8 protein-coding genes and 1 tRNA gene are annotated in these 13,421 nt (G+C 67.6%); 1 reads left to right on the forward strand and 8 read right to left on the reverse strand.

The genetic code is table 11. The features are described from left to right. Nucleotide 1: 1 nt before the first annotated feature. From AC1C2R_RS18620 to AC1C2R_RS18645, 6 genes are all read right to left on the reverse strand, one after another. Entirely contained in the window at nt 2-5,317 is a 5,316-nt protein-coding gene (locus AC1C2R_RS18620) for an Ig-like domain-containing protein (RefSeq protein ID WP_495380886.1), read from the reverse strand. 167 nt (nt 5,318-5,484) lie between these two features. Then, nucleotides 5,485-6,201 (reverse strand): hypothetical protein, encoded by a 717-nt coding sequence (locus tag AC1C2R_RS18625; RefSeq protein WP_495353605.1) that lies wholly within the window; start codon nt 6,199-6,201, stop codon nt 5,485-5,487. Continuing rightward, nucleotides 6,198-7,946 carry a serine/threonine-protein kinase gene (locus AC1C2R_RS18630; protein WP_495380887.1) on the reverse strand — a complete coding sequence of 583 codons (1,749 nt, stop codon included), beginning with the start codon at nt 7,944-7,946 and terminating at the stop codon, nt 6,198-6,200. The genes AC1C2R_RS18625 and AC1C2R_RS18630 overlap by 4 nt, the downstream gene beginning before the upstream one ends. Further along, nucleotides 7,946-9,190: an FHA domain-containing protein gene (locus tag AC1C2R_RS18635; protein WP_495380888.1), complete on the reverse strand. Its 1,245-nt coding sequence runs from the start codon at nt 9,188-9,190 to the stop codon at nt 7,946-7,948. Before AC1C2R_RS18635 ends, AC1C2R_RS18630 begins: the two co-directional genes overlap by 1 nt. Next, nucleotides 9,171-10,064 (reverse strand): PP2C family protein-serine/threonine phosphatase, encoded by an 894-nt coding sequence (locus AC1C2R_RS18640; RefSeq protein ID WP_495380889.1) that lies wholly within the window; start codon nt 10,062-10,064, stop codon nt 9,171-9,173. The genes AC1C2R_RS18635 and AC1C2R_RS18640 overlap by 20 nt, the downstream gene beginning before the upstream one ends. Before the next feature lie 141 nt (nt 10,065-10,205). Beyond that, nucleotides 10,206-11,243: a TerC family protein gene (locus AC1C2R_RS18645; RefSeq protein WP_495353601.1), complete on the reverse strand. Its 1,038-nt coding sequence runs from the start codon at nt 11,241-11,243 to the stop codon at nt 10,206-10,208. A gap of 209 nt (nt 11,244-11,452) precedes the next feature. Between AC1C2R_RS18645 and AC1C2R_RS18650 the strand changes: the two genes are divergently transcribed. Beyond that, nucleotides 11,453-12,166, forward strand: a complete 714-nt coding sequence (locus AC1C2R_RS18650) for a TIGR00645 family protein (protein ID WP_495380890.1) — start codon at nt 11,453-11,455, stop codon at nt 12,164-12,166. Nucleotides 12,167-12,324: 158 nt separating this feature from the next. On the opposite strand, the gene AC1C2R_RS18655 is transcribed toward AC1C2R_RS18650, so the two are convergent. After that, a tRNA-Glu gene (locus tag AC1C2R_RS18655) sits at nt 12,325-12,397 on the reverse strand. A gap of 98 nt (nt 12,398-12,495) precedes the next feature. Then, nucleotides 12,496-13,398, reverse strand: a complete 903-nt coding sequence (locus tag AC1C2R_RS18660; protein WP_495353599.1) for a diacylglycerol/lipid kinase family protein — start codon at nt 13,396-13,398, stop codon at nt 12,496-12,498. Nucleotides 13,399-13,421 lie beyond the last annotated feature (23 nt).

Raw genomic sequence — 13,421 nt, forward strand, 5'->3', positions numbered from 1 at the left:
ATCAGGGGTTGCCGCCGCGAACGGGAAGCCCGTCCCAGTTGCTCGTGCTGTCGGAGTACTTCGTCGCGCCGCCGCCGACAGGGCTGAATCGGACGCGGATCGAATCGCTGTTGCGTTGGCCGAGCCCGTTCTCGAGCACGAGCGAGCCCGAGCTGCCGAGGTTGTAGCGGCCGATGTAGAAGCTGCCGTCGCTGCCGTTCACCTCGGTGACGACGTCGTAGGTGCCCGCGGTCAGATTCGAGAAGTCGACGCCGACGTAGTGGCACCCGGAGCAGTACGGCGCCGAGCCGGCCTTGAACACGTCCGCCGAGAACTGCGGCGGTGGCTTGCTCTCAACACCGAACGTCGTACTTGCAACTGGGCCCGTGTTGCCGCTGCCGTTGTTCTTCGCCTGCACTTCGACGGTGTGATTGCCTGCAGCGAGACTGCTGAAGGTCTTCGATTCACCGCTCTGGTAGCCCGACCAGCCGCCACCGTCGAGATTGGTCCGGTACACCACCGCGCCACCGCCCGTGTCGGACGGCGCATTCCAAGTGACGCTGACGTCGGCCGGCGCATAGCCGATCGAACCGTGACCGACGCTGCGCGGCGCGGTCGGTTTGCCATACGGCGTCTCGCTCTTCGAGCTCGACGCATCGGATGTGCCCTTCTCGTTCACTGCTCGCACCGTGAAGCTGTACGCGGTGCCGTTCGTGAGCCCATCGATGGTCTGAGCGGTGCCCGCGGCACCTTCACCGAAGTTCCACGGTCCGCCTGCCGCCGGCGAAGCCGACACGATGTACCCGGTGATCGGTGAGTTGTTCGTGGCGTTGGCCTTCCACGCCAATCTCACGGAGCCGTCGCCGCTCGAGATGCTCGTGATGCTCGGCGCGTCGGGCCGGTCGCGAACGATCACCGTGACCCTGCCCGTCACCTCGCGCAACGGGTCTTTCGTTCCGTCTTGCACACGGTAGACGACGCTCAACTCGCCCGTGAAGCTCGGGCCGGTCTTCACGGTGATGCCCGTCGACGTGAAGGTCACATTCGCCGTCGAACCCACCGACTCTTGGTCGATCTGCGCGTCGATGACCCGCAACGGCGTGCCCTCGGCCTCGAACGGGTTGATGTCGTTGGCGAGCACATCGATCAGCTTCGACTTCACGGGCTCCATCTCGAACGGACCGTCGGCGCGAGCCTGCGCCTTCGGCCGCGACGAGCTCACGACCTCGACGTCGATCGAACCGGGCACCGAGAACTCCTTGTAGTCCACCGTGAACGTCAGGGTCGTCTTCGTACCGGGTTGCACGCCGAGCGGCGAACCCACCGTCAACGTCGAACCGCCGATACCGGCGTTGAAGTCGGCGCTCTGCCCCTGCAGCCCGTTGTACGAGAGCTCCTGCAGCACCTTGTCGCTCGGGTGGCCGCTCGATTGACGCAGATCGATCTCTTGCGCGGCCTCGCCGGCCTCGACCTTCACCGTGCGCGGAGTGAAGGTCGGCGGCACGTCTTCGAAGTTCGGATCGCCGACCGTGACCGGAATCGTCAGGAACGCCTTCCTGCCCTTCGGGTCGTTGGCGTTCTCTCCGTCGGTGACCTCGAACGTCACTGCGGATTGTCCGCGGAAGTCCTTCGCCGGGGTATACGTCAGCGTCGAAGCATCCGTCATCGGGGACGACCCGTCGCCGTTGGTCGAGGTCGCCGAGAGGATGCGGGCGGGCTTGCCAGACGGCACGATCACGATGTCGCCCACGCTCCACGAGATCGTGCCGTTCATGCGCACGATCTGCGGGCCGAGCTCGGCGAGGTAGGGCGGCGGGAAGGCCTCCTCCTCGGCCTTCTCGTCGTCGTCGGGGTCGGTGCTCGGGGGAACGATGATGAAGGCCATCGCCGAGAGTTCGTCGATTTCGTTCGTGAGACGGTAGGCGATCGCCTGGCGCTTCGAGGTCGGCGTGACCTTGACGGTGCCGTCGGTCTTGACCTCGGCATTCCCGGCATTCGGCCCCTCGAGGCTCACCACGAGATCTTCGACGAGCCCGCCGGGGTTCTGCGCGTCGCCCAAGGGGTCGACGGTCACGGTGGCCTTGTCGACGACCTGTTTCGGCTCGACGACCTGATCGCGCGCGGTCGGCGGTTCGATCTTCGCATCTTCGGTCACGAGCACCTGGATGAACGCACCATCGGCACCGCCGTGGCCGTTCGTGATCTCGTAGCGCACCGAGTTGCCGCCCTCGGCGTCGGGTGCCTCGACCAGCACTCGGTTGTTCTTCACGCTCGCGGTGAGGCCCGCACCGACCTCGGGCAGCTTCTTCTGCACCTTGATCGGGTAGCCGCTCGGATCGGAGTCGTTCGCGAGCACGTCGATCGCCGCTCGCCGACCCGGACGAAGCTCGACGACATCATCGACGGCGTTGGGCGGAAGCGTCTCCGTCGGTCGCGGGATCACGCCGATGCGGATCGTACCCGTCGCCGATTTGCCGCCCGTGTCGGCGACCTCGTATGTGAACGACTCGGTGCCCGCCGAACCGGCATACGCCTCGTAGCTGATGTGGGTGCTGCCGATGTCGACGATCTTGCCGAGCGACGGGGGCGTCGTGATGCCGACGAGCGAGACGGAATCGCCGTCGGGGTCGAGTCCGTCGAGCGGGATGTCGATCTTCACCGCTGCGCCCTCGAAGGTGCGCGAGGTCAGCGGGAGCGGGAGAGGCGCGCGGTTGTTCTTCGCGTCGGGAGCCACGACCGTGAAGCGCACCGCGGCAGTCGCCGACTGCTCGTAGTCATCGGTGACGCGGTAGGAGACGGAGTACACGCCGGGTTCGTCGGGCGCCTGGTAGCGCACCGTGTCATCGGCGGTGAAGGCGAGGCCACCGGCGCCGCTGACCTCGACGAGCTCGGGATCGAGGGTGAGCGGAGCGGCGTCGGGGTGGTAGTCGTTGTCGAGAACCGGCACGGTCACGATGTCACCGGCGCGCACCGTGACCGCGTCTTCGGTGGCGACGGGCGGTTGGTGCTTGACGAGCGGCGGCACGGGCACGACCGTCACGGTCGTCGTCGAACTCGCGATGCCGTCGGAGACGGTGTACCCGAACTGGAGCTGCTCGGTGAGCGCCTCTGACGCCGTGATGCGGGCGACCGAGTTGTTGAGCACCTCGACCGAGAGCAGGTCACCGGATGCCTCGGTGTCGACTGTTTGCACGGCGAGCACTCGCCCGCTCGGCGACACGTCGTTGGTCAGCATCGCGAGCGTCGTCGGCTCGCCCGGGCGAAGGTACGCGGTGTCTTTCACGGCGATCGGCGGCGGCGATTCCTGCGGCACCTCTTTCACGTCGACCCGTACGAGACCGACGCTCGTCGCGGCCCCGGCACCCAGGTTGTAGATGAAGATGTGGCTCCCGACCTGGTCGGAGGAGAAGGCGATGGCACCGCGCTCGAGGTTCGGCGTGACCGATGCCCCCGTCGGCGTCTGCTCGATGCCGAGCAGCGCCAATGGTTCGCCGGAAGGGCTGAGGTCGTTGACGAGCGGCTCGATCATCACCGCCTCACCGGCGAACACCTCGGCGAAGTCCGGTGTGCCGACCGGGTTCAACGCACCCGTCTCTTTGACATCGACCGTCAGTACCCCGGCAGACGTCACTATGCCGTCCGAGACGACGAACTGCACCTCTTTCGTGCCGAGTTCGCCGGTCTTGTGCTCGAAGGTGACGAAGCCGTCGGGCGCGAAGCGCACCGAGTCGCCGCTCGTCGGTGACGCACTGACGAGGTACACGTCGTCGCCGTCGGGGTCGAGCCAGTCGCTGAGCACGTTGTAGCCCATCGACTTGCCCTGCTCGACACTGATCGCACCCGCACGCAGCGCAACCGGGGCATTGTTCTCGGCGGTCGGCCGGATCGTGACGTCGACATGTGCCTGCGCGACGCCGAGACGGCCGTCGTCGGCCGTGTACTGGAACGACACCGTGCCCGCAGCATCCGGCGCCGGGGTGAACTGCAGTGCACGGCCACCGTCGATGACCTCGAGTCGGCCCGACTGCTCACCGATCTCACTCACGTTCGTCACGGTCAGCACGTCACCGTCGGGGTCGGTGTCGTTCTCGAGCACCTCGAGCAGGGTGGTGCGACCGGGCCGCACTCCGAAGGTGTCATCGCGCGCCGTCGGCGGACGATTGGTCTCGCTGCGTTCGGCGAGCGTGTCTTCGAAGGTCTGCTGCGAGGCCTTCTCTTCGCCCTCTTCGGTCTCGGTCTCATCGGGCGGAGTCACCTCGTCCCAATTGTCGACGAGACGCATGTTCGAGTCGACGAGCCAGACGTTGCCGTTCGACAGGTTGTTCAGGGCGATCACGTTGCGGTTCACCCGGAACTCGAGATGCGAACCCTTGGTGGCTTGCTCGATCGACTGGGCCGATGGCTCGCCGTCGTCGCACGCGTTCACGTACTGGCCCGCCCCTGCCCACGCGCCGTGGGCGCATCCGTCGAGCCAGACGGGACTCGACACCTCATCAGGGGAACTGATGGGCACGTCGATGTCGGCCGGGATGAACTCAGGGTCGCCGCCAGCGAATGGCACCTGCAACAGCCCGGCACCCGTGGCGAGCAAGACGGAGTCGTTCTCGGCGCCGACCTGCTGGAGTCTCAGCGCGTTCTCGGTGAGTTCTCGCGGCGAACCGTCGACGATCAGCCGGTTCTGGTCGAGATCGAGCACGACGGGTTCGTCGCCGACGACCGAGAGTTGGTGCTCGTCGATCGAAGGGAGGTCGCTCAGCTCGGGTTTCGCACCGGGCGACGCGATGCGCGCGAGCTGATCCTCTTTCATCGAACTCGCGTACACGACGCCGTCTTTCGACACCGCGACGTGCGAACCCTCACCGAGCTTCGCCGAGGGCTTGGTATCTGCCGGGTTCAACTGCAGTTCGCCGGCGGCGCCCGTGACCCAGAGCTCACCCTTCGGCGACAGGATCGCGAGCGTGTCACCGCCGTACGCCACCTCTGAACCGGGCGGCACTGCAATGCCCTGACCGAGCGTCGTGAATGCCGGATCGATGCGCTCGATCGACCCGAGGCTCTCGTCGTAGAGGAAGACGTCATCGCCATCTTGCAACACGTCGAACGAGTTCGAGGCGGTGTTCACCGCAGCGTTCAACTCTTCGATCTGCCGGTTCAGTCGACCCGCGAGCAGCTCTTTGCCGTTGGTGACCCACACTTCACGAGCGTCGAGATCGACATCGGTGACCGGAAACCCCTGATGCAGCACCGCGAAGGTGAGCGGAATGCCGGCGAGCAGAGTGATGGCGACAATGGATGCGGCGGCCTTGCGCGTGCGCACCCACGATGTGAAGGTACCCAAACCGCCACTCCCCTGATTCTGGTCGACTCATGACTGGCGCCGAGCCTGACCCCACACCGGGGTACACGGTAACACGATCGACCTGCGACGACACATGGGGAGAACTCCCCGTGACGCTCCGTGGCGTCGGGCGAAGACGTGGCGTCCTCAGGCGAAGACCGGTGGCGTCACTCGCCGGTCTGCTGCTCGGCATCGCGTCGAGCAGCATCGAGAAGAGGGAGGTCGTCGGTGGTCACGAGCCGCGTCGCGACCGCATACTCGACGAGTCGCGCGCGACGGTTGGTAGCGAGCTTGCCCCGCCCACCGCGCAGGCCGTCGACACCGATGCGGTCGAGCTTCTCGCAGACGTTGTCGAGTTTGCGGTTGAACGTCGTCATGCTCCAGCCGAGTCTCGCGGCGGCTGCAGCCGAGCTCGGCACGAGCGCACGCCCGCCGGCGGGCTGGGCCAGCACGTTCTCGGCGAGCGCGACGACGAGCAGCCGCTGACTCGAGGTGAGGGTCACGGGCAGGATCGTCGTGCCGCCGTCGGCCGCTGCAGCGGTGAGCGAGGTGTTGTAGAAGTCCTCTTCGGCATGCACCGTGAAGTCGTACGTCGTCGCGCCGGCGCTGAACATCACGTGAACCGTCTGGAAGACGAGCGGCAGCTTCGCGCCCGGGGCGAGCCACGCCTGCACGCTGCCCGTCGCGTCCGAGATCGTCGCCGAGAGGATCTGGCCGACGTTCGAGAGCCACCAGAGGCCGAACTCCGAGGAGAGCGTGAGAAAGGTTCGATGCAGGTACGGATTGTCGTCGATCGTGAGGTCGGATTCGCGCCCGATCGTGAAGGGGGCGCCCACCTCGACGGTGTACGACTCCCCGCAGTACTCGACGCGAAGCGGCCTCATGGGGTGCAGCCCCTCGTGGGGTCGGAGGTCTTGCTGCCGCGCTGCACCTGCACGTCGATGCATGTGCGTGCGCCGGCCACGACGTCTTCGACGACGATGGACGGACCATCGGCGACCTGCGGATCCCCGGACCCGTCGGACAGGGTCCAGCGGTACCTGTCGCCATCGACCGATCCGCTGTGGGAGACCTGGAAGGTCACGCTCGTGCCGTCTGCACTCGCGACACCGGTCGAGACGACCGCGGCTGGTACGGCCCCCGGAATCAGCGCATTGCCGCCACCCGGATTCGACGACTCGACGACCGGCGGAGTGTTCACCGTGCCCGACAGCGCGATCGCGATGCCGATGACCGCCGCGATCACGACGGCGGCGGCGATTCCCACGATGATCCCCAGTCGATTCCGGCGGGTCACCGCCGTGGCGGCAGGCTCGCGCGCGGCACCGGTCATTGCATCGGGCGGCCGCACGATCGTCGACTCCGCACCGCTCAGTTGACGACTCGCAGTCGAGCCCAGGGCACCGGTCGGTCGCACGATCGTCGAGTCGGGAACGACATCGCGCACGACGCCGCGCACCACGGTTCCCTCATCGGCCACGTCGCCGGCCGTACTCATCGCGGCGCCGCCCGACGGCGCCTGGGCGTTGATCCGCTGCGGCGAACGAGCGCGGGTCGCATCGTCGTCGTCGGCGGCGACGGCCGGCGCGCCGCGAACCGGAGCGGGACTGACCGGCGTCGCCGACCGCGACGCCTGCGCGTCGACCGTGCGCACCGAGCGCGCCCGCGTCGCATCGTCATCGTCGGGTTCCGCCTCGCTCGGAGCGCTCGCGAGGTTCGGCACCTCGATCGTCGTGGCGGCGTACCCGAGTTCGAGCTCGACCCGCTGCAGCGCGCGAGCGAACTCGACGGCGCTCGGGTAGCGGTCGTCACGGCGTGTGGACATGCCCTTGGCGAGCACCGCGGCGAGACTGCGCGGCACGTCCGAGCGGTCCATCGGCGTGATCGCACCACGTTCGATGCGGCCGATGAGATCGAGTGATCCGTTCGAGCGTCCGGGGATCTCGAAGGGCGTGCGACCTGCGACGAGCGTGTGCACCGTGGCCGCGAGCGAGAACACATCGCTGCGAGTGTCGGGCCTCGGGTCGTCTTCGAACATCTCGGGTGGCGACCACGGCACGCTCATGCCCACGGCCGACTGGCCGGAGGCGGTCGACGACGACTCGGACGGAAACGTCATCGTGTGCACGGGCAGCTCGCCCTCGAGGTTCGAGGAGATGCCGAAGTCGGTCAGCGCAGGCCAGCCGTAGTCGTTGGTGAGCACGTTCGCCGGCTTGATGTCGCGGTGCAGGATGCCCGCCGCGTGCGCAGTGGCGATCGCGCCGGCCAGACGCACGCCCGTGCGCAGGGCGTCTTCGATCGAGAGCGGCTGGCGCTTGTATCGTTCGGCGAGGCTCGGCCCAGAGCAGTACTCCATGACGAAGTACGGGCGGCCGTCGCCCGAGACGTCGGCATGGAAGATGGTGACGATGAACGGATGCGCCGACAGCTGGGCCATCAGGTTCGCCTCGGCGACGAACTGCGCCTTGGTGTCGCGACCGAGGCCCTCGGCGAGCAGCACCTTGACGGCGACCTTGCGCCTCGGCAGCTTCTGTTCGAAGAGGAAGACGTCGGCGAAGCCGCCTGATCCGAGCAGGCCGAGCGGGGCGTAGCCCGGCAACTCGGGCGGCGTCGATGGGGCTCGCCGCATCAGCCGCCCACGATCTGGATGGTCCAGCCGCCGCCCAGGTCGACGACGGTGCCGGTGAGTACCGGGGTCGGTTCGCCCGAGCGCAGCTTCACGGGCGGCTTGCCCGGCGCCACGACATGGGTACCGTTGCGCGAGTGCAGGTCGGTGATCACCACGGTGTCGCCTTCGAGGGCGAGTCGCACATGGCTGCGTGAGATGTCGGGGTCGCCGAGGCCGATGGTGATGAGGCGCGGGATGCGGCCACCCGACACCTTGCTGACACTCGGCGCACGCCCGAGCACGACCTCGTGGCCGATCGATTCGAGCGTTCCGTCCGGCATCCTGATGCTCGCCTCTGCCTGTGCTGACGATGCGGCGGGGGCACCTCCAGCGGGAGTCGCGACCGCCTCACGGCCCGCACGCGCCTCGCGGAGACGGCGGATGTCGATGCTCGCCACCGTCATGCCGTCGTGGTCGCCGTCGACCTCGGCGACCGGCATCACCGGGGCCGGCATCACCGGGACCGGCGTCATCGCGGCCGACATCACCGGGGCCGGCGTCATCGCGGCCGGCACAGGCGGCAGGCCTGCAGGGCGCGGGCCGGCGGGCAGGCCCTGCGCGAACGAGGACGACGCACCGGCGACGGTCTCTTCGTCGGGCACCATTGTGAGCTCGACGGGCGCGGTCACACGTGCGGGTGCTCCCGAAACAGCCGGGGCAGGCAGCGGGAGGTCGGGTTGCACTTTCGGCGCAGCACTCGTGGCGGGGCCGGGAACAGGGCCGGCTCCGGATGCCGCCGCCGGAGAGACGCTCGGCTGCTCGGGGGCGACCGGCTCGATGCCGTCGGACACCACCGATCGCACAGGCACCACGGCCTCGATGACGGGCAGCGGCTCCGACGAGGCATCCGTGCCGCCCTCGACGACGATCGAGATCTCGGATGCCCCGTCGAGAACGCGCTCGACCCAGGTGGACACTCCCGCATCGTGGATCTCGCCCGAGGCCGAGCGCACGGTGATCGGTCCGCGCACGACGACGCGTGCCGAGCCGGTCGATTCGTCTCGCACCACCAGTGCGAACGACGGGGTCGCCGCGAGTCCCTTCGCGGTGAGGCGATCGAGCACGAGTGGTGTCGGGTCGCCCGTACCGAACCCGGGCCAGAGCTCGGCGAGCTGCCCCGCGGCATCGGCGGGAACGACGAGGATCACGCCGCCACGAACTGCAGCGAACCACTTGCCCGCTGGATCATGCCGGTACGTCGCCATCTCCGCCTCCCCCGGTGCGCGGCCGCGTGTCTTCGGCCGCCCTCGAAAGTCTGCCGCGCCGGTCGCGCGTCGTCTCGTCATCGTCGTCGTCGGATCCGAGCACGGACTCGACGACGATCGCCGTCACGTTGTCACGACCGCCGTGGGCGAGGGCCGCGTCGACGAGTTCGCCTGCGAGGCCCGCCGCGTGGCCCGTGTCGCCCGCGAGGATGTGGGCGATCGACTGGTCGTCGACTTCTTTGGAGAGGCCGTCGCTGCACACGAGGAAGACCTGCCGGCCCGCCGCCGGGATCAACCACACGTCGGGGTCGACGAACTCGTCGGCTCCGAGCGCGCGCGTGATGACATTGCGTTCGGGGTGGCGTTCAGCGTCTTCAGCTTTGATGAGACCGGCATCGACGAGCTCTTGCACCGCCGAATGGTCGACGCTCAGCTGCTCGAGGGTGCGGCCGTCCCACGCGTAGACCCGCGAGTCGCCGATATTGAAGACCATCCAGTGGAACCCCGCACCGTCACCGGCGTCGACCAACGCAATGCCCGAAAGTGTCGTGCCCGCGACCGCGGTGCCCTCTTCGCCGGCCTCGCTCAACGCGCGAACCGCGTCATTGGAACTGTGGATGGCATCGAGCACCTGCTCGGGCGACGACGGCACACCGAACTCGAGATGACGCGAGAAGGTGTCGATCACCGCACGACTCGCCGCGTCACCGCGGGCGTGGCCGCCCATGCCGTCGGCCACGAGGTAGACGGGCGCTTCGGCGAGGAACGAATCCTCGTTGACACTGCGCACGCGCCCGACATCTGTGCGCGCGCTATGCGCGATGAGCGCAGCGCCGCGCGTCAGGGCGACGACGCCCTCGCCATCACCTGGCACGGTTCTCCTCGATCGAGTGGGAAAGCGGGCGGCGGCCGCGACGAAGCATCCGGACGCCGACTCTCAACGCTAGCAACTCCCGCGCCATCGTGACGACGCCTGTGGATACCGCTCGCCCGGCTGCGGCCCGGGGCGATCGTCTCAGTGACCGTCGGGGTGCGAATCCTCGGTGAAGTGCGGCACCTCGTCCATGAGCTTGTGGCCCCGCGACTTCGCATCGACGCGGGCCTTGATGAGGCTCGCGACCGTCGCGACCGCCATCGCGGCGAGGATCACGCCGAGCGACATCCAGGTGGAGATCTCGGGTGCCCACTCGATGTGCTCACCGCCGTTGATGAACGGCAACTCGTTGACGTGCATCGCGTGCAGCACGAGCTTGACGCCGATGAAGGCGAGGATGAACGCGATGCCGTACTTGAGGTACTCGAGGCGCTCGAGCAGACCGCCAAGCAGGAAGTACAGCTGACGCAGGCCCATGAGCGCGAACACGTTCGCCGTGAATACGATGAACGGGCTCTGGGTGATGCCGAAGATCGCGGGGATCGAGTCGAGCGCGAAGAGCAGGTCGGTCGTGCCGATCGCGACGAAGACGATGAGCATCGGCGTGAAGAACCGCTTGCCGTCGATGACCGTGCGGAGCTTGACGCCGTCGTACTCGTCGGTGATCGCGACCCGCCTGCGCAGGATGCGCACGATGAAGGTGTCGCTGTCGTCGTCTTCGTGGCTGTCGCGCACCTGCTGGATCGCGGTCCAGACGAGCCACGCGCCGAAGATGTAGAAGATCCACGAGAAGTTCTCGATGAGCGAGGCACCGAGGAGGATGAAGATGCCGCGCAGCACGAGGGCGATGATGATGCCCACCATGAGCACCTCTTGCTGCAGTTTTCTCGGCACCGAGAACTTCGCCATGATGATGACGAAGACGAAGAGGTTGTCGATCGAGAGGCTGTACTCCGTCAGCCAGCCGGCGAGGAACTGGCCACCGTGCTCTGCGTCGCCGAGCACGAACATGAGCCCGGCGAAGACGAGCGCCAGCGCGACGTAGAACGCGACCCAGAGCGACGACTCCTTGACCGAGGGCACGTGGGGTCGCTTCAGCACGAGCAACAGGTCGCCGACGAGGATCAGCGTCAAGACGACCAGGGAACCGACTTCGAACCAGATGGGAAGATCGAGCACGTTGTGCCTTTCGGAATGCGGGGACAGCGGAATCCGAAAGTCTCTCCCACTGCTGCTCTCGCAGGTCCCACGCCCGGAGCGGCGACGACGGCGCTCGTACTGACGATCGTGGGTCGAGGCCGGGCCTCGCGGGATACTCCCCTTCGCTTCGGCGAGTCTAGCCGACACGAGTGCGCCGTAGACTCGAACCCCCGATCCGAGGAGAGACCTTGAGCGCCACGAAGACGCCACCGCCCGCCCGGTCCGAATACCGCATCGCCCCGTGGTCGAGAGCCGTCGGCCTGCTCATCTTCACGAGCAGATGGCTGCAAGCCCCGCTCTATCTCGGCCTCATGGTCGCACAGGCCATCTACGTCGTGGTCTTCCTCAAAGAGCTGTGGCACCTCGTCGAAGGGGTCTTCTTCGACCCGCATCCGCTGACCGAGGCCCAGATCATGCTGCTCGTGCTCGGACTCATCGATGTCGTCATGATCGCGAACCTGCTCATCATGGTCATTATCGGCGGCTACGAGACGTTCGTCTCACGTATCAAGGTCGACGGACACCCCGACCAGCCCGAGTGGCTGAGTCACGTCAACGCGAACGTGCTCAAGGTCAAGCTCGCAATGGCCATCGTCGGCATCTCGTCGATCCACCTGCTGAAGACCTTCATCGAGGTCGGCGGCATGACCGCCAGCGGAACGACCGAAGACGGCGAGAAGTACACGCCCACGGGCGTCATGTGGCAGGTCATCATCCACTGCGTCTTCATCCTGTCGGCGCTCGCCCTCGCACTCATCGACCGGATGTCATACCACCAGGTCCGCCTGCACGAGGTGCACGACGGCGTCGCTGTTCCCGAGCCAGCCCCCGAGCCCGACGCCCGTCTCGGGCTCGACGACGACGCGGCGCCCGAGCTCGTCGGCAGCGGCATCCGCCACTGAGCAGCCGCTGCGGTGCGGCATCGAACGGATGTCGCACCGCAGCGCCGTTCGCGTGTCCGTGCCCGCGCAGACGACCCCGCGCAGCGGAACGACGCCGGAAACGCCGAATGCCCTCGCGGAAGCGAAGGCATTCGAGTGGTTGTCGCTTGTCACATGCGTGACCCCAGCGGGATTTGAACCCGCGCTGCCGCCGTGAGAGGGCGGTGTCCTAGGCCGCTAAACGATGGGGCCGAATCGACAACTTGAAGAGTATGACACAGCTTCAGGGCCGCCGCAAAATCGCGGCAGCGGCGACATCCGCGCGCTCGAGGGGGTTGTTCGCGGCTCTCTCAGGCGAAGACGGAGACCGCGCCGGGCACGATCTCGATGTCGATCGGCAACGGCCCGATGCGCTCGCCGTCGGCGTAGGCGACGATGTCGTCGGCCTCGATGCGCACGGCGCGGGCGGTGAGGAACTCGACCGCCGGATGATCGGTGTGCCGGCCCGCGAACACCTTCGGGAAGACGGCGACGAGCCCCGCCCGCGACAGCGGATGCACGATGAACACGTCGAGCAGTCCGTCGGTGAGGTCGGCGTGCGGCACGATGCGCATGCCCCCGCCGATCGAGGAGTTGTTCGCGACGGAGACGAGCATCGCGCGTTGCTCGCGGCGCACTCCGTCGACCGTGATCGCATAGCTGCGAGGGCGGAACGTCACGAGTTCGCGCACCATCGCGAGCGTGTACCGGCTCGGGCCCCTGGGCCGGACCATCCCGTTCGCCCGCTCGTTGACGACGGCGTCGAAGCCGGCCGAGACCACGCTGACGAACCAGGTGGTCAACTCGCCGTGGCGGATGACGCCGGCGTCGATCGCCCGGGGTTCCCGGCCGAGGGCGGCAACGAGCGCCTCGGTCGCCGCGGCCGGGTCGTCGACTGCGAGTCCGAGCCCGCGTGCCAGGTCATTGCCCGTGCCGGCGGCGACGATGCCGAGGGGCACGCCGGTGCCCGCGATGAGGTTCACGCCGAGCGACACCATGCCGTCGCCGCCGACCACGATCACGCCGTCGGTGCCGAGCGCGAATGCCGACTCGACCTCGCGGCGAAGCAGTTCGAAGTTGGCCTCGCGGAGCTCGGAGACCTCGTACCCCTCGCGAATCAGCCGCTGCGCGACCGCGGGCCCGACGGCGCGATTGCGACCGAACGAGGCTGCTGGATTGATCGCGACGATGAGTCGCTTGGGAGCGCTGGGCATGGAGAGATTCTGGCAGGCGCACG

The sequence above is a fragment of the Agromyces sp. Y182 genome (assembly GCF_059445385.1).

Bases quoted from the DNA above. Each gene is read 5' to 3' on its own strand.
- AC1C2R_RS18660 (WP_495353599.1), bottom strand. From the start codon at position 13,398: ATGCCCAGCGCTCCCAAGCGACTCATCGTCGCGATCAATCCAGCAGCC.
- AC1C2R_RS18625 (WP_495353605.1), bottom strand. From the start codon at position 6,201: ATGAGGCCGCTTCGCGTCGAGTACTGCGGGGAGTCGTACACCGTCGAG.
- AC1C2R_RS18630 (WP_495380887.1), bottom strand. From the start codon at position 7,946: ATGCGGCGAGCCCCATCGACGCCGCCCGAGTTGCCGGGCTACGCCCCG.
- AC1C2R_RS18635 (WP_495380888.1), bottom strand. From the start codon at position 9,190: ATGGCGACGTACCGGCATGATCCAGCGGGCAAGTGGTTCGCTGCAGTT.